15 protein-coding genes are annotated in these 20,155 nt (G+C 70.5%); 5 read left to right on the top strand and 10 right to left on the bottom strand.

The window, feature by feature from the left end; all coding sequences use genetic code 11:
- Positions 1–2: 2 nt before the first annotated feature.
- From ACFVQ3_RS07090 to ACFVQ3_RS07080, 3 genes are read left to right on the top strand one after another with little or no spacing between them, the layout of a single operon-like run.
- Positions 3–899, top strand: coding sequence for an AzlC family ABC transporter permease (locus ACFVQ3_RS07090; protein ID WP_387637096.1), 897 nt, complete (start codon positions 3–5; stop codon positions 897–899).
- The gene (locus tag ACFVQ3_RS07085; RefSeq protein ID WP_138824775.1) at positions 899–1,219 is read left to right on the top strand and encodes an AzlD domain-containing protein; all 321 of its coding nucleotides are present in this window, start codon (positions 899–901) and stop codon (positions 1,217–1,219) included. The genes ACFVQ3_RS07090 and ACFVQ3_RS07085 overlap by 1 nt, the downstream gene beginning before the upstream one ends.
- Positions 1,220–1,258: 39 nt before the next feature.
- The gene (locus tag ACFVQ3_RS07080; protein WP_387636830.1) at positions 1,259–1,768 is read left to right on the top strand and encodes a GNAT family N-acetyltransferase; all 510 of its coding nucleotides are present in this window, start codon (positions 1,259–1,261) and stop codon (positions 1,766–1,768) included.
- A gap of 17 nt (positions 1,769–1,785) precedes the next feature.
- Here ACFVQ3_RS07080 and ACFVQ3_RS07075 read toward each other — a convergent pair whose 3' ends face one another.
- The 7 genes from ACFVQ3_RS07075 to ACFVQ3_RS07045 form a co-directional block, all read right to left on the bottom strand.
- Complete coding sequence (locus ACFVQ3_RS07075) at positions 1,786–2,250, bottom strand: hypothetical protein (RefSeq protein WP_387636828.1); 465 nt, start codon at positions 2,248–2,250, stop codon at positions 1,786–1,788.
- Positions 2,247–2,999 (bottom strand): 4-hydroxy-tetrahydrodipicolinate reductase, encoded by a 753-nt coding sequence (dapB, locus tag ACFVQ3_RS07070; protein ID WP_387637094.1) that lies wholly within the window; start codon positions 2,997–2,999, stop codon positions 2,247–2,249. Before dapB ends, ACFVQ3_RS07075 begins: the two co-directional genes overlap by 4 nt.
- Positions 3,000–3,148: 149 nt before the next feature.
- Entirely contained in the window at positions 3,149–4,474 is a 1,326-nt protein-coding gene (locus ACFVQ3_RS07065) for a M16 family metallopeptidase (RefSeq protein ID WP_387636825.1), read from the bottom strand.
- A gap of 1 nt (position 4,475) precedes the next feature.
- A complete protein-coding gene (locus tag ACFVQ3_RS07060) occupies positions 4,476–6,707 on the bottom strand; it encodes a polyribonucleotide nucleotidyltransferase (RefSeq protein WP_387636823.1) in 2,232 nt (743 codons plus the stop codon).
- Between the two features lie 224 nt (positions 6,708–6,931).
- Positions 6,932–7,201, bottom strand: a complete 270-nt coding sequence (gene rpsO, locus ACFVQ3_RS07055) for a 30S ribosomal protein S15 (RefSeq protein WP_030150575.1) — start codon at positions 7,199–7,201, stop codon at positions 6,932–6,934.
- 197 nt (positions 7,202–7,398) lie between these two features.
- A complete protein-coding gene (locus tag ACFVQ3_RS07050; RefSeq protein WP_387636821.1) occupies positions 7,399–8,028 on the bottom strand; it encodes a LuxR C-terminal-related transcriptional regulator in 630 nt (209 codons plus the stop codon).
- A gap of 46 nt (positions 8,029–8,074) precedes the next feature.
- Positions 8,075–9,418, bottom strand: coding sequence for a sensor histidine kinase (locus tag ACFVQ3_RS07045; RefSeq protein WP_387636818.1), 1,344 nt, complete (start codon positions 9,416–9,418; stop codon positions 8,075–8,077).
- Positions 9,419–9,607: 189 nt separating this feature from the next.
- Here ACFVQ3_RS07045 and ACFVQ3_RS07040 point away from each other — a divergent pair, with 189 nt between their 5' ends.
- Both ACFVQ3_RS07040 and ACFVQ3_RS07035 read left to right on the top strand, forming a co-directional pair.
- Positions 9,608–10,717 carry an ABC transporter permease gene (locus ACFVQ3_RS07040; RefSeq protein ID WP_387636815.1) on the top strand — a complete coding sequence of 370 codons (1,110 nt, stop codon included), beginning with the start codon at positions 9,608–9,610 and terminating at the stop codon, positions 10,715–10,717.
- Positions 10,718–10,812: 95 nt separating this feature from the next.
- Positions 10,813–11,586, top strand: coding sequence for an ABC transporter ATP-binding protein (locus ACFVQ3_RS07035; RefSeq protein WP_387636813.1), 774 nt, complete (start codon positions 10,813–10,815; stop codon positions 11,584–11,586).
- A gap of 182 nt (positions 11,587–11,768) precedes the next feature.
- Here ACFVQ3_RS07035 and ACFVQ3_RS07030 read toward each other — a convergent pair whose 3' ends face one another.
- The 3 genes from ACFVQ3_RS07030 to ACFVQ3_RS07020 all read right to left on the bottom strand — a co-directional run.
- Positions 11,769–12,227, bottom strand: coding sequence for a hypothetical protein (locus tag ACFVQ3_RS07030; protein ID WP_387636811.1), 459 nt, complete (start codon positions 12,225–12,227; stop codon positions 11,769–11,771).
- Between the two features lie 18 nt (positions 12,228–12,245).
- Complete coding sequence (locus tag ACFVQ3_RS07025; RefSeq protein ID WP_387636808.1) at positions 12,246–18,569, bottom strand: RHS repeat-associated core domain-containing protein; 6,324 nt, start codon at positions 18,567–18,569, stop codon at positions 12,246–12,248.
- 47 nt (positions 18,570–18,616) lie between these two features.
- The coding region (locus tag ACFVQ3_RS07020; protein WP_387636805.1) for a LamG-like jellyroll fold domain-containing protein at positions 18,617–20,155 on the bottom strand (1,539 nt) is incomplete at its 5' end.

Raw genomic sequence — 20,155 nt, 5'->3', positions numbered from 1 at the left:
CCCTGCCCGCCGAGTCCGCGGCCGGCCCCGACGAGCGCACCGAGGTGCGCGCCGCCGTCCGGCAGGCCGTGTCCGTCTCGATCGCGACGGGCCTCTACGGCATCTCGTTCGGGGCGCTGTCCGTGGTCGCGGGGCTGAGCCTGCCGCAGACCATGGTCCTGAGCCTGCTCATGTTCTCGGGCGGGTCGCAGTTCGCGCTCCTCGGCGTCGTCGCCTCGGGCGGGACGTCCGCCGCCGCGGTCACGACCGCGGGCCTGCTCGGCCTGCGCAACACCCTGTACGGCGCCCAGCTCTCGCCGCTGCTCGCGCTGCACGGCTGGCGGCGCGTGCTGGCGGCCCACGTCACGATCGACGAGTCGACGGCCGTCGCGACCGCGCAGCGCAGCAGGGCGGCCTTCCGGGCCGGGTTCTGGTGGACCGGGGTCGGGATCTTCGTCGTCTGGAACCTGCTGACGCTCGTCGGCGCGCTCGCCGGGGACGCCATGGGCGATCCCAAGGCGTGGGGCCTCGACGCCGCGGCGGGCGCCGCGTTCCTCGCGCTCCTGTGGCCCCGCCTCGCGAGCCGGGTCATGCAGCTCACCGCGGCGCTCGCCGTCGTGGTGGCGGTCGCGCTGCTCCCGTTCGTGCCGCCCGGGGTCCCCGTGCTCGCGGCGGCGGCCGTGGCCATCGTGGTGGGGCAGGTCGTCCGGCAGCCGCGGCAGCCGGTCACCGTCACGGAGTACGTGCCCGACGGCGCCGCGCCCCCTTCACCCGCCCCCTCGCCCGAGGCGCCGCCCGCCACGGCGCGCCCGACCGACCCGGCCGGCCCGGCCGACCGGCCCACCGACCCGGTCGACCCTTCTGCCCCGGTCGACCCCTCTGCCCCGACAGCCACGACCGACCGCACCGAGGAGCCCTGATGTCCGACGCCGCCCTGTGGGCCACCGTGATCGCGGCCTCGCTCGTGTGCCTCGGGCTCAAGCTCGCGGGGCACCTGATCCCCGAGCACTGGCTGGCGTCCGACCGCGTCGCGCGCACCGCGGCCCTCGTCACGGCCTCGCTGCTCGCCGCCCTCGTCGCGGTCCAGACCGTCGGCGACGGTCAGGGGATCACTCTCGACGCCCGGCTCCCGGCGCTCGGCGTCGCCGCGGTCGCGCTCGCCCTGCGGGCGCCGTTCCTCGTCGTCGTGATCCTGGCGGCCGCGACCGCCGCGGGGCTGCGCGCGCTCGGCCTCGCGTGACGGGCCGCAGCGGTCGCGGCCTCGGGTAGGGTCTGGCGGATGGCCCTCTTCAGCGAGTCGGCGGACGTCTCCGTCCGTCCGGCAGTCCCCGGCGACGAGGTCGCGATGACCGCGATCCAGATCGAGTCCTGGCGCACCGCGCACGCCGACGTGCTCGGTGCGGCGGTGCTCGACGCACTCGACGTCCCGCGGATGCAGGAGCAGTGGGCCGGGGCGGTGTCGTCACCGCCGGGGCCCGGCTTCGCGGTGCTCGTGGCCCTCGCCGCGGACCGTGTCGTGGGCTTCGCCGCCGTGGCCCCCGGCCAGCTCGTCGCGCTCGAGGTCCTGCCCGCCCACCAGCGCGGAGGGCACGGCTCGCGGCTGCTGGCCGCGGCCGTCGACCGGCTGCGCCAGGACGGGTCCGAGGAGGTCGTGGCGTGGATCCTGGACGGCGACACCGCGCGCGAGCAGTTCCTGGGCGGCGCGGGCCTGGGCCCGGACCAGCGGACCCGGACCTTGGCGACCGGGGTGCGCGACGTCGTCGAGCACCGGTGGAGCGCCTCGATCTGAGGCGCTCGCGGAGCGTCCTAGCGGGACGCCCTGCGCTCGGCCCGGTACATCCCCGCGGCCTTGCGCAGCATGGCCCGGGCCCGCTTGCGGTCCCCCGACGCGTCGTACGCGAACGCCACGTGGTACCAGGACCGCCAGTCGTCGGGGTGCTCCTCCGCGTGGGCCCGGTGCTCCTCGAACGCCGCGTCGGCCGCGGCCCGGTCGATGCGTCCGCCCGGCGAGCGCGGCAGGTCGTCGACCGGCAGCTCGCCCGCGGCGGCGAGCTCGTCGGCCATCTTCTGGACCGTGACCGCGAGCCAGAACTCCCACGCGATGAGCCCGATCACGAGGAGCGGGATGAGCAGCACGCCGATCCCGATCGCGATCCCCACGGGCTCGCCCGTCCCCACGAGCGCCTGGGCGCGACCCAGGATCGCCCACACGTAGATCGCGAGCAGGGCCGTGACGACCACGGCCCCGATCAGGCCCTTGCGGTTCCTCACGAGAGGTCCATGACGTTCTCGAGCCCGACCGTCAGACCCGGACGCGAGACGACCTCGCGGATGCCGAGCAGCACGCCGGGCATGAAGGAGACCCGGTCGAACGAGTCCTGGCGGATGATGAGCTGCTCGCCCTCGTTGCCGAAGAGGATCTCCTCGTGCGCGACCAGGCCCCGCAGGCGCACCGCGTGCACCCGGACCCCGTCCACGTCGGCGCCGCGCGCCTCCCAGCCGGACTCGGTCGCGTCGGGGCTCGCGCCCAGCCCCGCCTCCTCGCGGGCCCTGGCGATCGCGCCGGCCGTGTGCGTCGCGGTGCCGCTCGGGGCGTCGACCTTGTTCGGGTGGTGCAGCTCGATGACCTCGGCCGATTCGAAGTAGCGCGCGGCCTTGGCCGCGAACGTCATGGCGAGCACGGCCGACAGGCCGAAGTTCGGGGCGATCAGCACGCCGACGCTCGTGCCCTCGGCCGCCCTGCGCCCCAGGTGCGCGACGAGGCGCCCGCGGCTCACATCCGTCCAGCCCGTGGTGCCCACGACCGCGTGCACGCCGAGGTCGATGAGCGCGTGCACGTTGTCCTCGGTGACCGCCGGGACGGTGAAGTCGACCGCGACCTGGGCGCCCGCGGCGGCGACCTGCGCCAGGTCGTCCCCCGCGTCGATGCGCGCGACGAGCTCCATGTCAGCGGCGGCCTCGACCGCCGCGCACACCGTGGCGCCCATGCGCCCGGCGGCGCCGAGGACGGCGACCTTGATCGGCGTCGGGGCGGCGGGCTCGTGGGCGGGCTGGGGGGCGCTCTGGGCGGGGTTCACGTCGTTCGAGGTCACCGGACAACCCTAGCCGCAACGAGAGGAGGGCCGGTGCGCACGATGCGCACCGGCCCTCCTCGTTCACGTGTCGAGACTCAGTCCCCGAAAGGACCGACGCGCACGGTCGAGCGCGGGCGGGAGGCGAGCTCCTCCGCGAGCTTGCGCACGTCGTCGGACGTCACCGAACGGATCCGTTCGAGCGACTCGGCGACGCTCAGCAGCTCGCCGAACACGAGCTCCGACTTGCCCAGGCGGCTCATGCGCGAGCCCGAGTCCTCCAGGCCCAGCACCAGCCCGCCGGAGAGCTGGCCGATGCTGCGGTCCAGCTCGGCCTGCGTGATGCCCGACTCGGCGAGCTTCTCGAGCTCGCGCGTCATGAGCTCGGTCACCTGGTCGACCTTCGAGGGCGTGCAGCCCGCGTACAGGCCGAACGTGCCGATGCCGCCGTGGCCGGACGCGAACGAGTACGTCGAGTACGCCAGGCCCCGCTTCTCGCGGATCTCCTGGAAGAGCCGCGAGCTCATGCCGCCACCGAGGACGGCGCTGAGCACCGAGAGCACGAAGCGGCGGTCGTCCGTCGCGGACAGGCCCGTGCCGCCGATGACGACGTTGGCCTGCTCGACGGTGCGGCGGATCGTGAGCTCGACGCCCTCGATGCCGACGCCCTGCACGTCCGCGTTGTCGCGGCGAGCGCGCGGCGTGCCCGCAGGGTCGAGGTCCCAGCCACCGGTCGTGAGCGCGGTCGCGACCTGCTCGCACAGCGTGTCGTGGTCGACGCCGCCGGCCGCGGCGACGACGAGCGTCTCCGGGCGGTAGTGCCACTGGTAGTGCTCCCAGACGGCGCTGCGCGGCACGGCGTTGATGGTGTCGGGGGTGCCGCCGATCGGGCGCCCCAGGGGGTGCCCGGCCAGGACTGCCTGCGCGAACTCCTCGTGCACGACGTCCGACGGGTCGTCGTCGTTCATCGCGAGCTCTTCGAGGATCACGCCGCGCTCGGTCTCGAGCTCGTCCTCGTCGAGGCGCGCCGAGGTGACCATGTCCGTGATGACGTCGACCGCCATGGGCAGGTCGGAGTCGAGCACACGCGCGTAGTAGCAGGTGTGCTCCTTGCCGGTCGCGGCGTTGGCCTCACCACCGACGGCGTCGAACGCCTCGGCGATGTCCATCGCGGACCGGCGGGCAGTTCCCTTGAAGAGCAGGTGCTCCAGGAAGTGCGTCGAGCCGAAGTGTCCGTCGGTCTCGTCGCGCGAGCCGACACCGACCCATGCGCCGACGGTCGCCGAGCGCAGGCCCGGCATCGACTCGGTGAGGACCCGAACCCCGCCGGGCAGGACCGAGCGACGAATCGTCGCCCCGTCCTGCCCGGCGGTCAGCTCACCCTCGGGCGAACCCGAGGGGACGAGCGGAAGGTTCCAGGGCACGTCAGGCGTCGTCCCCGGCAGGTGCCTCGGCGTCGGCCGCAGCGTCGTCCGAGCCCTCGACGACCGCGTGCAGCGACAGCTTGCCGCGCGGGTCGATCTCGCCGATCTCGACCTGGACCTTCTGGCCGATCGACAGCACGTCCTCGACGTTCTCGACGCGCTTGCCACCGACGAGCTTGCGGATCTGGCTGATGTGCAGCAGACCGTCCTTGCCCGGGGACAGCGAGACGAAGGCGCCGAACGACGTGGTCTTGACGACCGTGCCGACGAAGCGCTCGCCGATCTCGGGGACGTGCGGGTTGGCGATCGCGTTGATCGCCGCGCGGGCGGCCTCTGCGGAGGGGCCGTCGGTGGCACCGATGTACACGGTGCCGTCGTCCTCGATGGAGATGTCCGCGCCCGTCTCCTCCTGGATCTGGTTGATCATCTTGCCCTTGGGGCCGATGACCTCGCCGATCTTGTCCACGGGGACCTTGACCGCGATGACGCGAGGAGCGTTGGGGCTCATCTCGTCCGGCACGTCGATGGCCTCGTTGAGGACGTCCAGGATGGTCAGGCGCGCGTCGCGGGCCTGGGTCAGCGCGCCGGCCAGGACCGAGGCGGGGATGCCGTCGAGCTTGGTGTCGAGCTGGATGGCCGTGATGAACTCACGCGTACCGGCGACCTTGAAGTCCATGTCGCCGAACGCGTCCTCGGCGCCGAGGATGTCGGTGAGCGCCGCGTAGCGGGTCTCACCGTTCACCGTGTCGGAGACGAGGCCCATCGCGATGCCCGCGACCGCTGCGCGCAGCGGCACACCGGCGTTGAGGAGCGAGAGCGTCGAGGCGCACACGGAGCCCATCGAGGTCGAGCCGTTGGACCCGAGGGCCTCGGAGACCTGACGGATCGCGTAGGGGAACTCCTCGCGGCTCGGCAGCACCGGCACGATCGCGCGCTCGGCGAGGGCGCCGTGCCCGATCTCGCGACGCTTCGGGCTGCCCACGCGGCCGGTCTCGCCGGTCGAGTAGGGCGGGAAGTTGTAGTTGTGCATGTAGCGCTTGCGCGTCTCCGGGGAGAGCGTGTCGAGCTGCTGCTCCATGCGGAGCATGTTGAGCGTGGTGACACCCAGGATCTGGGTCTCGCCGCGCTCGAAGATCGCCGAGCCGTGCACGCGGGGCAGGACCTCGACCTCGGCCGACAGGGTGCGGATGTCCGCGAGCCCACGGCCGTCGATGCGGAAGCCGTCCGTGAGGATGCGCGCGCGGATGAGCTTCTTCTGCACCGAGCGGTACGCGGCGGAGATCTCCTTCTCGCGGCCCGCGAAGTCACCGGCGAGCTCGGCCTGGATCTCGGCCTTGATCTCGTCGAGACGGTTCTCGCGGTCCTGCTTGTCGGCGATGCTCAGGGCCTCGCCCAGGCGGGCCGACGCGGCGGCCTCGACCGCGGCGTAGGTGTCGTCCTGGTAGTCCGGGAACGTCGGGAAGTCCTGCACGGGCTTGGCGGCCTTGGCCGCGAGCTCCTGCTGCGCCTCGACGAGCGTGCGGATGAAGGGCTTGGCGGCCTCGAGGCCCTCGGCGACGACCTCTTCGGTCGGGGCGCCGACGCCCTCGTTCTTGATGAGGTTCCAGGAACCCTCGGTGGCCTCGGCCTCGACCATGGTGATCGCGACGTCGTCACCCACGACACGCCCCGCCACGACCATGTCGAAGACGGCGCGCTCCTTGTCGGAGTACTTGGGGAACGCGACCCACTGGCCGTCGATCAGGGCGACGCGGACGGCGCCGATCGGGCCGGAGAACGGCAGGCCGGAGAGCTGCGTCGAGATCGACGCGGCGTTGATGGCCAGGGTGTCGTACGCGTCGTCCGGGTGGATCGCGAGCACGGTGATGACGACCTGGACCTCGTTGCGCAGGCCCTTGACGAACAGGGGGCGCAGCGGGCGGTCGATCAGGCGGCAGGCCAGGATCGCCTCGGTCGAGGGACGACCCTCACGACGGAAGAACGAACCGGGGATCTTGCCGGCGGCGTACTGCCGCTCCTCGACGTCCACCGTCAGGGGGAAGAAGTCGAACTGGTCCTTGGGGTGCTTGCCGGCCGTCGTGGTCGACAGCAGCATGGTCTCGCCGTCCAGGTAGGCGGCGGCGGAGCCACCGGCCTGGCGCGCGAGGCGTCCGGTCTCGAACCGGACGGTGCGGGTTCCGAAGCGACCGTTGTCGATCGTTGCCTCGGTGAATTCGATCTCGGGACCCTCCACGGGTGCCCTCCTCACTCTCGAAGTGCCGCCTTCGGTGCCTGTCGAGGGTGCATCCACTCGACGCTCGGCGGTCTTCGATCGAGGCCCACGGTCTTCCCGCACGCGGCGGGTTCCGGGAGCCACTACCGAGGACCGAACGAAAGGCTGGCGGCGTGGGTTTTCTTACGGGTGCTTCACACCGGACCAGCCCGGCCCCGTCCGGGGCCGGGCTGAGTCAGGGGGTGTCAGCGACGCAGGCCGAGGCGCTCGATGAGGCTGCGGTAGCGGTTGATGTCGACCTTCTGCAGGTAGCCGAGGAGACGGCGACGCTGGCCGACGAGGAGCAGCAGGCCACGACGGCTGTGGTGGTCGTGCTTGTGCTCCTTGAGGTGCTCGGTCAGGTCCTTGATGCGCTGCGTCAGCATCGCGATCTGGACCTCGGGCGAACCGGTGTCGCCCTCGCTCGTGGCGTACTCGGTCATGATGCGCTGCTTGGTGGCAGTGTCGAGGGGCACGGCTCTCCTTGTGGTGTTCGTTGCGCGGCGCGCCAGGGCTTGATCCCTGGGCTCTTCGGCAGGCTTGCCAGCCTCCGCGGCCGTTCTGACGGCGCCCATAGTCTAGCAGGGTTGCCCGGGGCGCGGCCCTGACCTCGCGGGACGGCGAGCCCGGTACCTGGACGAGCGTACCGGGAGGCCCTCGGGGCCCGTCGGGCTCACTCCCCCAGCAGCCCCCGCCTGCGCGCCTCGGCCACCGCGGCCGTGCGCGAGTCGACCCCGAGCTTCTCGTACACGTGGACCAGGTGGGACTTCACGGTCGCCTTCGACAGGAACAGCCGGCGCGCGACCTCGTCGTTCGAGCACCCCTGCGCCACGAGCCCGAGCACCTCGAGCTCGCGCAGCGACAGCGAGACCCCCGGTGCCCGCATGCGCCCGAGCAGGCGTCGCTGCACGCTCGGCCCGAGCGCGACCTGCCCGTCGGCCGCGGCGCGGATCGCGGCGGTCAGCTCGTCGGTCGGCGCGTCCTTGAGCAGGTAGCCGATGGCGCCGGCCTCGATCGCGGCGAGGATCTCCTGGTCGGAGTCGTAGGTCGTGAGGATCAGGACGGGCGGGCCACCCAGGCGCGCGACCTCGCGGGCGGCCTGCGCGCCGCCCATGCGTCCCTCGCCGAAGCGCAGGTCGAGCAGCACGACGTCGGCCTCGAGCCCGGCCCCGACGCGGCGCACGAGCTCCTCGGCCGTCGCGAGCTCGTCGACGACCTCCATGTCCCCCTCGGCGTCGACGACGGCGCGCAGGCCCGCGCGGACCACGGGGTGGTCGTCGGTCAGCACGACGCGGATGGTCACCGTGCCTCCTGGAGGCGGTCGGTCGTCGTGGGCTCCCGCTCGATCGTCACTGAGGCTCCTGGGGGTCGAGCGGAAGGTGGACTGCGAGCGCCGTCCCGGCGCCCGGCTCGGTCTCGAGCGAGAACGTGCCGCCGAGCTCGGCGACACGTGAGCGCATCGCGGTCAGGCCGAACCCCGAGCGGGGCGGGGGCGCCGACGCTCGTGGCGCGCCGTCGTCACGGCCCTCCTGCCAGACGGCGGAGCCCCCGTCGGCGCCCGGGTGCGGCACGGGGGGCGCGAGCGGGTCGAACCCGCGACCGTCGTCGACCACGTCGAGCGCGACGGCGTCGCCGAGGAAGCTGAGCGTGACCGCGGCCCGCGAGGCTGCCGCGTGCTGGACGACGTTGGCGAGCGCGGACTGCGCGATCCGCAGCAGCGCGGTCTCGACGGGCACGGGCAGCGCGCGCGGGCGACCTGATACCTCGACTCTCACGCGCAGGTCGTCGCCCGAGGCCAGCGCCGTGCGCTCGGCGACGCGTTCGAGCGCCCCGACGAGGGTCGCCGACTCGAGGTCCGCGGGGGCGAGGTCCCGCACGAAGCGTCGGGCCTCGGCGAGGTTCTGCTGCGCGGCGACCCGCGACCGGGTGACGTAGCCGCGTGCGGTGCGTGCCGCCGTCGGGCCGGGGGCTCCCTCGGCGAACGCTCCCGGCGCCTCGACCTCCGCGAGCGCGGTGTCCGCGGCGCGCAGCAGCAGCTCGATCGACGAGAAGCCCTGCGCGAGCGTGTCGTGGATCTCGCGCGCGAGGCGCTCGCGCTCGGTCGCGACCGCGGCCTCGCGCTCGGAGGCCGCGAGGTCCGCGCGGGTGCGGACCAGGTCGTCGATGAGCTCCTGGCGGCCCTGCGACTCGCGCACGATCGTCTCGAAGCCGAGGACGACGGCGATCGCGACGAGGCCGCCGAACGTCGGGCCGAGGATCGAGCCCACGAGCTGCTGGCCGCCCAGGATGGCGCCGCCGATCGCACACGCGGTCGTCGCCGCCACGGCCACGATCCCGCGGCGCGGGCCGAGCACGTGCATCTCCAGGAACATGAGCGGGAACGCGATCCACAGCGCGACCGGGGTCAGGAGCAGCAGGAGCGCCCAGCCCACGATCAGCGCCGCGACCCAGGCGCCCGTGGGCCACCAGGCGCCGCGCGGGGCGTCGACCGCGGTGTCGCGCACGTTGATCCGCGAGCGCCCCACGCCGTAGACGAGCAGGAGTCCCAGGCCGCACGCGAGCGCGCCCCACGCCCCGGCGTCCAGGCCACCGGCGCTCAGGGCCTCGGCCCAGCGGGAGCCGACCGCGAGCCCGACGAGGGCCACCAGGAGCACGTCGAGCGCGATCTGGAGCCCGAGGGCGGCGGAGATCACGGCGCGAGGCTTCACATCGCCACCCTAGCCACGCGGCGGTCGCGACGTGCCGCGCGCGATCCATCGAAAGATTGATCCTCGGACCCACCCTGCGGCCACCGGAGACCGTCCACGGGCCCGATCCGCGCGAGGCCCCGCGGCGGGAGGCTGGACGCAGATCGATTCCACACCGACCACCGGAGGCTCTTGATGTTCGTCGCGCTGCGCGACCTGCGCTTCGCCCGGGGACGCTTCGTCCTCATGTCCACCGTCATCGTCCTCATCACGTTCCTCGTGGGCTTCCTCGCCTCGCTGACCGCGGGGCTCGCCCGCGCGAGCACGTCGGGCATCACCGACCTCCCGGTCGAGCGCCTCGCGTTCACCGTGACCGGTGACGCCAAGCCCTCCTTCACCGAGTCCCAGGTCGACGCCACGCAGTGGGAGGCGTTCGCCGCCGTGGACGGTGTCTCCTCGGCCCAGCCTCTCGGGATCGCGACGACGCGCGCATCGGTCACCGCAGGCGCCGACGGCGAGGCCGGGACCACCGCGGCCGTCACCGCGTTCGGCTCGCGGCCCGGCTCAGGCCTCGTGCCCGACGGCGCCGAGGCCGCCCCCGGGACCGTGCTGCTGTCGAGCGGCGCAGCCGACGACCTGGGAGCACAGGAGGGCGACGAGGTCGCGCTGGGCTCGCTGACCCTGACCGTCGCGGGCGTGCTCGACACCCAGGCCGACTTCTCCCACACGCCCGTCGTCTGGATGGACCTGAGCGACTGGCAGACCGTCGGGGCGCGCGGCGGCGGAGCGTCCGGTGACGAGGTCGCGACGGTCGTCGCGCTCACCGGGAACCCGGATGCCGCCGCCCTGGCTGCCGCCGAGTCCCAGACGGGCACCGCGACCCTGACCCCGATGGGCGCCCGCGCCGCCGTGTCGTCGTTCTCGGCCGAGAACATGTCCCTCACGATGATGCAGGGCTTCCTGCTCGCGATCTCGGCCCTCGTCGTCGGCGCGTTCTTCACGGTCTGGACCATCAACCGGGCCGGCGACGTCGCGGTGCTCAAGGCCCTCGGCGCCTCGACCTCCTACCTGCTGCGCGACGCGATCGGCCAGGCGCTCGTCCTGCTCGTGCTCGGGGTCGGCATCGGCACCGCGATCGCAGCCGGGGCCGGTGCGCTCGCGGCCCAGGTCATGCCCGTCGTCGTCTCCCCCGCCACGACGCTCCTGCCCGCGCTCGTGCTCGTCGTCCTCGGGGCGGTCGGCGCCGTCGCGGCGATCCTGCGGATCACCCGCATCGACCCGCACGCGGCGCTCGCGGCCCGCTGAGGCGACCGCCTGCTCCCTGCTACTGCGGCGGCGTTGGCGCTCTCCTTCCTCCTTGACGCTCCTTGCACCTGAAGACTGCTCCTGAAAGGCACACCATGGACCTCACTCTCGACCATGTCACCCTCGTCTACCCCGACGGCGAGTCGACCGTCACCGCGGTCGACGACGTCTCCCTGACCGTCCCCGCCGGGACCACGACCGCGGTGCTCGGCCCGTCGGGCTCGGGCAAGTCCTCGCTCCTCGCGGTCGCGGCGACCCTCACGACACCGACCGCGGGCGAAGTGCGCATCGGGGGCGACGTCGTGAACGCGCCCGTCGGCGGGGCGACCGCTGGTGCACCGGCTGGTGCGTCGCAGGGCTCACCACAGCGATCGCGGCGCGCCGCGTCCGCCGTCTCGTCGGACGCGGCGCGGCTGCGGCGCGACCGGATCGGGATCGTCTTCCAGCAGCCGCAGCTCATCGCGTCGCTCACGGCGCTCGAGAACCTCGAGCTCATGAGCCACCTGCGCGGCGAGCGGCCCTCGGCGCACCGCGACCGGGCGCTCGAGCTGCTCGACGCCGTCGGGCTGCGAGACCAGGCCGCCAAGCGACCCGGTCAGCTCTCCGGCGGTCAGCGCCAGCGCGTCGCGATCGCCCGCGCCCTCATGAACCACCCCGAGGTCCTGCTCGTCGACGAGCCCACCTCCGCGCTCGACCACGCACGCGGCCTCCAGATCATCGAGCTCGTCACGCGGCTGACCCGCGAGACCGGAGCCGCGACCATCGTCGTGACCCACGACGAGGCGACGCTCAGCACGGTCGACGCGCGGGTGCACCTGGCGGACGGGCGGCTCCTGGGACAGGAGAACGTAATGCTGGGCGCTTCATGATTCGACTCAACACCGGCTCGCTTGAACGGTGAGCGCCGAGTCTAGCGGTCAGCGAATCAACTCCCCGTCTAGAACCCTCTTCACGAACCCTTGCCGAGCGAGCTCGACCACGAGGTGCGCGACCGAAGAATCGGAACCCGGCGTTGACCGCACCGGCCGTTCAGACACAGAGGCAAACCTGTCTATTGCGTTGGCAAGTACTCCAAAAGAGGCGGCAACAATCGCTGGTCAACACTCTCCATTGTCATTACCACACGCTTCCCCGTGACACCCCCGAGCCAAGTCATGAATTTCTCAAGCGAGCCAAAGGAAACTTCGCCCCTGACGTCACGCGGATTGAAAGTAAACTCAACCCGTTCTGGGTCAAAGAAGTAGCTGGAGAATACTACTTCGCCCACGCGAACCGACATGGCAGCCGAAATCTCGCCGTCGACGGCAAGCCGATCAAATAGCTCAGATACGTCTTCCAACACCTCCGCTTCCCCCTCTGGCAGAGTGAGACGAAAACGCATCTCCCAACCAGAGCGCGAAAGTGCGGCGATCAGCAGTTCCCAGTCCCGAACACTTGTATCGAAGATGCAAATGTCACGCAGCGCACCATCTATCTCAAAGTCCTCGGCCTTGTAGTGCACTTTTTCCACCCTTCAGAAATCTCTCGACTACAAGAAGCCCTCGAAGGCAACTTGACCTCCGCGCATACTCCATCGGGCGCCCCAACCCCCAGGGATCATGATATCTCTAGTGACAGCACCGTAGTGCGCCGATGCGGCCGATACGACATCCGTCGCATTTGGGTTTGTAAGAATCTCCTGAATCATCTCGTCGGCAACCTCGGACTTCTGCAAGTTGGTTAGCTTTCCGAAGTCGTATCGCGAAACATGTTCTGCGCCTCGTTTGGCGATGTTATCTACGCTGGTATCGCCATGCTTTTGGAGAGCTCGACCAGCGGAAGTCAACTGTCCCTTCATGGGCGCCGTGGCGATCGAATGGAGCTCATCCGCACCCGCAACACTAACGGGAGACGGCTTTGGTGCGGACGCACCCGCAGCAGCTGGCTTTGGTGGAGACTTTGTCGCATTCGTTGTGGCGGCCGACGTCGACACCGGTTTCTTCGCTGTGGTCGTCCGGGAGACCGCGGCGCGGATGCTGGTCGAAGCCTTGCCCAGCGCTGGCGCGAGCAGCTTTCCACCGGCTCCACCGAGGAAGCCCAGGGCTCCGCCCATCACCGTGTCGCGAGCCAACCCCATCAGGGAGAACTTCTGGGTCTTCTGGACCTTGCTCTTCCAGAGGTTGGTGGCAGCTCCACCCGCTGCGCCGCCGAGGGCCATGCAGCCCAGGCTTCCGGCGCCGGCCGTGACGGCCAGGCAACCGGAGGTGACGACGACGCCCACGACAGCGCCGACGATCTCGCCCTGGTACTTCTTGACGAAACCATTAACGGCGCCGCCGGCCTTCTTGACCTTGTTCCACGCCCCCTTCCAGGACAGCAGTCCTGTGGGGTCCGAGTACGTCACAGGGTTGTTGTCGGCGTAGGCGTACGCCGACCACTGCTGGGGGTCGGTGAGGTCCATGATCGGGTCGACCGAGATGAACCTGCCGAGCTGCGAGTCGTAGTATCTGGCCCCGACGCTGGTCAGACCGGTCGAGTCGACCGGCTTCCCGAGGAAGCCCTTGTCGTCGACCCAGCTCGTCGGCGAGGTGCCGCGAGCGTTCCCATACGGGTCGTGGTAGCGACGCGTGACCTGCTGGGTCGCATTGTTGACCGTCATCTCGGCGGTCCCGTGGTGGTCCGCGACAAGAGTGTCGACGCCTGCGGCACCCACCCCGGTGCGCACGGCGACCGTCTGCCCTGCCAGGGAGTAGTAGCGGGTCGCCTTGAGGTCTCCGCCCTGGGTCAGAGTGAGCTCCTGCCCGCCTGGCAGGTAGATGGTGGTCGCCCCGTCCTGGCGTCGCAGGAGTCGGTCGCCCTCGGGCGTGTAGAGGTAGTCGTCCGTGACGACGCCGGCCTCAGTGACGGTGTCGAGCTTGCCCTCGGCGTCCCACGCGAGCGCCTGCACCGGCTGTCCGGCGACCGCCCGCGTGGTGGTGTTCCCCGTCTGGTCGTAGCCGTAGGTGTTCGTCGCGGTTGCCGTCCCCGTCGTCGTCACCTGCGTGACGGCGTGCGGTCGCGCAGCACCTGCCGCGGGGTAGGTGTACGCGGAGGTCCGGTCGCCGGCAGTGGTGTGCTGGGTCGTGCTCGTCCGGTTACCGACCGGGTCGAAGGTGTAGCTCGTCCAGTACGGTGCTGCACCGCCGAGAGCCGCAGCCGTGCGAGGGGTCGCGCAGTCGTTGCTCGCCGGGGTCCAGGCCTCGGTCAGGCGTCGCAGGCCGTCGTAGGTGAAGCACTGGGTGTCGCTGGTCGAGCCCATCGGCTTGTTCGAGATCGAGGTGATGTTCCCGGCCGCGTCGTAGCCGTAGCTCACATCGAGGTCCAGGTTCGCGATCCCCTCGCGCTCGACCTTGGCGGTCATCGGCCTCCGGGTGCCGTGCTCGTAGGTGTTGTGCTGGATCGTCGAGTACACGTCGCCCAGGTCCTGGACCAGGATCTCTCCGTACGGCGAGTACTTCGTGCTCGCCGCATAGACACCACCGTTGCCCGAGACCACCCGGCTGGGCAGGGACTGGTCGTCGAAGATGGTTCCCACCGTCTCCGCCGGGAGATTTCCCACCGCGGGCAGCGAGACGGTCTTCACCTGGCCGTCGGCCGTGTAGGTCAGGGCGCTCGTGTAGGTGCCCGCAAGGGCGCCCTCGGACGCCGGCAGCTTCAGGGACTGGCCCAACGGGCGATTCAGCGCGTCGTAGGACGTGACCGCCATGACGTAGGCGTTGCCCTTGTCGTAGCGGGTGGTCGAGGTGAGCTGCCCCTTGGCGAGGGTGTCGTAGGACCACGACGAGCGCAGCGCACCCGTCAGGGAGCCTTCACGTGTCTCCGTGGGACGGCCCAGGTGGTCGTACTTGCTCGCCAGGACGATGCCGCGCGCGTCGGTCGTGGTGACCACCTGGCCCGCGTCGTCGTACGTCGTGCTCGTCGTGCCCTTGTCAGGGTCCGAGGCGGAGACGACCCGACCGAGGATGTCGTACGTGTTGGACCACGTGTTGCCCGCGGTGTCCCTGGTCGTCGCGAGCTGACCGTCCTTGTCGTAGGTGTAGGTCGTCGACTGGAACGGTCCGGTGACGGAGGCGGTCGTGTACTGACGCAGCTCGACGAGGTTGCCGCGAGCGTCGCTGATCGTCGTCTGAGGGGTGCCACCCGCAGGCGGTATGACCGTGACCCGGTCGCCACCGTAGGTCGTGGTCGTGCGCCACTTCTCCTGCTCGCCCACCTGCACGCTCTGCACCGTCGCGCGCCCCGCGCCGTCGTACTCCATGACCGTGCGCCCCGGGACCGGGGTCGTGGGGACGACCGTGGTCAGACCAGGGATCCCCTCCGTGAACCACGGGCTGGTGGACCGGATGACCAACCCGCGGGAGTCGTAGATCTGGTCCGTCACGATGCGACCGGGACTGTCCTTGTCGACCGATGGCGCCTGCGTCTGACGCGCACGCAGCAGGCCGTCGTAAAGAGCGACCGACGTCATGTACGTCTCTGCCGAGGTGAGAGTCTTGGTGGTCACCGAGTTCGGCCCGTCGGACCGCACCTGGTACTCGTACGTGATGCTCGGGGACTTCGTGGCCTGCGGCCGGTCCGGCATCCACACGTTCGTCAGTCGCCCGAACGCGTCGTACGTCGCCGTCGTGACCTTGCCGTTCGGGTCGACCGACTTCACCGGCACGCCCCACGCAGGGTCGAGGTCCATGCTCGTGACCAGCGGGGTGAGGGCCCCGGCACCATCAGGGTCGGGAGTTGTCGTCACGACCTTGGTCACCGGACCGGCGCCCGCCGGGGTGTACGCCATCGAGGTCGTCCGTCCCAGCGCGTCGGTCTGCGTGATGGCGCGGCCCAAGGCGTCGAACGTGCTCGTCATGGTCGTCAGGTACTCGGGCGTCGCCCCCGAGAAGGACTTGACCTGCTGGGTCGCGGTCGCGCGCCCCTTGGTCGGTGCGACACCGTACGCGGCGCCGTCGTACAGCATGCGCTCGTCGTTGACCACGTCGCCCGGACGGGACGGCGTGACACCGCACGCCACGGCGACCGACTCCGACCGCTTGACAGTGGACAGGATGTTCGCCGTCGTGTTGCGGGCGTACTCCAGGCGGGTGCACTTGTCGTCGGCAGCGGTCGCGACGTCGCCCAGGTCCTCGACCTGGACCGGCGACCCGTAGGTGTCGTCGTACGTCGTGACCGTCCGGGTGGTCTGCACGCCCCCCGGGACGCTCGGCGCGGTGGTCCGCGTCTCACTGACCGACTCGCCGGTGAAGTAGGACTTGGTCCCGTCGGCACCGGTCGCTGTCGCCGGGGAGCGCCACGGCGTCGAGAGCGACGTCGAGACGACCTCGGCCCCGTTGTACGTGGTCTCCTCGCGCGTCATCCCGCTGAACCGGTCGTGGTCGGTGATGCCGTCGACCGCGACGCTGCGGACCCCGCCTGCGGGAGCCGCGCGGTCCCCGTCCATGCCCCGGAAATACCGGTAGCGGGTCTTGAGCTGGGTCGTGGTGGACGCGCCGGTGATGACGTCGACCGTGCCGTAGCCCCGGAACTGCGCCCAGGTCCGCTGCCTGGGCGGGGTCAGCTCGCTGTCGTCGTAGTGCCAGGCGGGCGTACCCACGTAGCTGTAGCGGGTCTCGGTCGCCAGCGACTGCGAGTCACGGCCGTCGGAGACCACCAACGTGACGAGGTACTTGTGGAAGTACTCCATGATCGGGTCCGGGAGTCCCTCGGGCGTCCAGAACACCGGGAAGCACCGGCGGGTGTTGGTCTCGGGAGAGGCCGGAAGGTTCGAGCTCGTGCAGTCGATCGGCGAGTAGTTGACCGAGATCGTCCCGCCCGACTCGCTGTTGACCGCGATGACTCGCAGGCGGTTCATGGGCGGTCCGTGGTCGCCGAGCGTGTCCACCCGGTTGGCCATCTGCTGGCCGATGAACGTGACCTTGGGCAGCGTGATCGTGCCGCCGGCCAGCCCCTTGTGCTCGATCGACGACAACCACAGGACCGGGTCGCTCCCGTCGCCCGGGTCAGGAAGCTGGTGCCCCAGGGTCCAGGAGTCGACCTCGCGGTACGACGCGCCGTTCAGGACCTTCGTCGTGACCGACGTCAGGCGCTTGCGCGTGAAGAATGACGGCGAGCTCTGCGTGGGGCACGTCGTGGTGGACGAGCAGATGAGGTCGAAGGGCACGTCCGGCCACTTCGACGCGTTGGCCGCGGTCAGCTGGGCCTCGGTGCAGGTGACGGTGCCCGACGGCAGGCAGCGCTCGGCGACCGTGAAGTCGACGCGCATGGGCGCCTGGGCCCCTGCCTCCGCACCCGCACGCGTCCCGTACTCGACCGACTTCAGGTAGCCGCCGCGGTCGTACGACGACACCGCGGTGTTGAGGTTGCGTCCGTAGCTGTTGGTCTCCTTGCCGTACGTGTACGTCAGGGAGTTGCCGAACGGGTCGATGACATAGTCGAGGTTCCACTTCCACCCCTGCGTGCACGACGACGCCTCGAACGTCGCCTGGTAGCAGGGCTCACCGGGGTGGTTGCCGTACACAGGGACGGTCCACGCAGAGCCGAGCGCGAGAGGATCCGACGCGGACCGCTTGTCGCGGCCGAAGAAGTACTGGGTTCCGTCGGGGGTCGTGACCTTCCAGTACTCGGTGTCGTTGTCGCCGTTCCACGCACCGGTCAGTCGCTCGACGCGCGAGCCGTCGTCCGACTCCGGCTTCCAGGCACCGGTCGCGACATCCTTGACGAGTTCCGTGGACATGCCGTTGAACACGAGGGTCGCGTTGTCCGACTTCCAGCACAGGTCGCCGGTCTTGCGCGAGAGGTTGTTCGCGTTCCCCTGCGCGTCCTCGCTGCACGAGGTGTACTTGCGCTCGACGTAGCCGGACCACAAGTCCCACCCGTCGCCGACCCAGGTGGACTGGTTGTTCGTCGAGACGACGCGACCGTCCAGTCCCCCGGACGAGTAGGACAGCGCGAGCTCGGGAGCCAGGCCGCCGGGAGAGGGCACCACCCGCATCGGGTACGACCAGGAGAAGTTCCCGCTGGGTCCACCCGCCTGCCAGCTCGCCGACGCGGACAACGGGGTCGCCGACCAGTTGCCTGCGCCACCTGCGGCGCCTGCCGTCAGGGCCATGGCACCGAACGCAGCAGGCTCCACCCGAGCGGTCACGGTCGAAGACTCGACGTCGTTCGTCGACGTCAGCGGCACGCTCTCCTGGCACTCCGGCTCGTCCGGGGTGGAAAGGGCACAGTCAGGCAGGCCGACCAGGCGAAGGCGAGATGCCCAGTCTCCGCCGTACTTTCCGGCGAAGCCCGAGTAGTCGACCGTCAGCTCCACCGGGCTCGTCGGTTCCGCGGCAGTGGTCGCGACCTCGAGCACCACGCCGTCGACCCCCGTCGCTGCGGCGACCTTCTGGTCGAAGACCTCGACGCTCACCTCGCTGTCGACGATCGCCCCGGCCTCTGCGGCGGGAGCGATGCTCACCGGAAGCCCACCAGCCGAACCGGACACCTCCCCACCCTCAGGTGGGAGCGACAGGTCGACGGCCCCGCCCTGTGGCCACGTGGTGCCTGCCGCGGCATTCGCCGCGATCGACTGTGCCGTCGCGGCCGGTCGAGACTTCCCCTCGGTCACGCTGAGGGGCTTCTCCGGATCGATCTCGGGGTACAGGGACAGGCCGTGCGCGATGCGCTCTTCCTGCGTCCATCCCTCACGCTCGAGCAGGTCGTCCTGCGCAGAGGCGGAGGGCGCGACGACCAGCAGCCCGGCAAGGAGAGCCGTACCGACTGCGGCGCCGACGCTCGCACGGAAGCGAGCGCTCGAGAACGCCCAGGACAAGGACACCGCAGACGTCATCGCGCTGCCTTTCAGAGAGTGGGTGGCGAAGGGTCTGGATCTGTCGGTCATGACGCAGACGTGTAGCAGTCCGTGGACGACATGTCCTGAGTCGGCACGACCGTGTACGCCCGCACCGTGGACACGACCCCGCGCCACTGCTGCGCCCCAGCACCAGCCACCTGCCCACGACCAACCTGCAACACACCCGGCGCGAACCACGACGGAACGAACGACACCCCAGGCCCAGCAACCGGCTGTTCGAACTCCGACGGCCGACACACCACCACCCTCAAAGAGTCGCTCGCCGCGTCATACACCCCCGTCAACGACACCCACTGCCCCTCCACCACAGGCACCGTCGAGGCCGAGACCACCGCCCCCGGGGTCGTCGAGTCAGCCCCGTTCATCCAGAACGCCCAGCACGAGGACAACCCCGCAGGACACGACGCCCCCGACGCCACCCCCAACCCGAACCCGCTCGCGACCCGACCGTCCTGACTGACCGCCACCCGCGTCGAACCATCCACCACATCAGCACGCACCATCGCGTTCACCGCGAACGTCCCATCGGTCCACGTCACCGGAGCCGCAGACGAGGCCACGTCGTCGACCGAGTCGAACAACAACCCCTTGTCCGCACCACCCAACCGACCATCGACCCACATACCCGACCCCACCACACCCAGATGATTCAACGGACGAGTCTGTTGGCTGCCTACCAGAGCGTCGCTCGCGACCGAACCCGACCCCTCGTTCAACAACCACGAACCCACCAACTCGGGGTACGCCACCCGGAAGAAGTACGTCCGTACAGGACTGATGTTCCCCGCACGATCCACCGTCTGGACATACAGCGTCGTACCACCCGCGACTGTCGGCGTATGCAGAATCGTGTGCGTGTGCCCGCTGCTCACGGCGACCGTCGTGCCCAGGGAGTCGGAGTTGAACGAGTACTTGTACGCGACGACGTCGGCTGCGCCGCTCGGATCGAGCGTGAACTTGCCGGCCTGGCCGATCCCGCCGGCGATCTGGTTCTCGAGGTAGACGGCGGGTTGCCCGGTGACCGCTGTCACGGTCGGTGCTGGTGGTTTCGTCATGTCGATGGTGAACTCGCACGCGGACATGGGGCCGTAGCGTCCGGTGACGCTGTCCTTGCCACCGGCGCGCCACTGGTAGGTGTGGCCGTCGATGAGCTTTCCGGCAGGCACGATGCGCTTGTGGGTGCTTCCGGAGGCCATCGCGGTGTCCTCGGGGGCGTCCCAGGCGAAGCCCGGTGCGGCGTAGTCGACGATGTCGAGGTTCCCGATCACGCTTGTTCCGTCGGGGTCCGCGACCGTCCAGCTCATGGTCGGGGTCGTGGTGCGGATGTAGGGACGCGCGCCACCGACCACGCACGCGGGGGTGTAGGGGTCGGAGAGGTGCACGTTCGCGGGCCCGCTCGGGGGACGGTCGAAGACCACGGAGAGCATCGCGTCGTTGCGGTAGTTCTTCCAGCCACCTGCCATCGAACCCTCGTCGGCGGCCTTGATCCCCATCGTCAGGACCGAGCTCCCGTTGTCCGCGATAGCACGCGCACCCCCCGTGGCGTCCATCTCGATCCACCG

This window comes from Oerskovia sp. NPDC057915 (assembly GCF_042887685.1).
In the GTDB taxonomy this organism is placed as follows: Bacteria; Actinomycetota; Actinomycetes; order Actinomycetales; family Cellulomonadaceae; genus Oerskovia.
This window is presented reverse-complemented; position numbering and strand designations above follow the sequence as displayed.

Bases quoted from the DNA above. Each gene is read 5' to 3' on its own strand.
- ACFVQ3_RS07085 (WP_138824775.1), top strand. From the start codon at position 899: ATGTCCGACGCCGCCCTGTGGGCCACCGTGATCGCGGCCTCGCTCGTG.
- ACFVQ3_RS07080 (WP_387636830.1), top strand. From the start codon at position 1,259: ATGGCCCTCTTCAGCGAGTCGGCGGACGTCTCCGTCCGTCCGGCAGTC.
- ACFVQ3_RS07040 (WP_387636815.1), top strand. From the start codon at position 9,608: ATGTTCGTCGCGCTGCGCGACCTGCGCTTCGCCCGGGGACGCTTCGTC.
- ACFVQ3_RS07035 (WP_387636813.1), top strand. From the start codon at position 10,813: ATGGACCTCACTCTCGACCATGTCACCCTCGTCTACCCCGACGGCGAG.
- ACFVQ3_RS07025 (WP_387636808.1), bottom strand. From the start codon at position 18,569: ATGACGTCTGCGGTGTCCTTGTCCTGGGCGTTCTCGAGCGCTCGCTTC.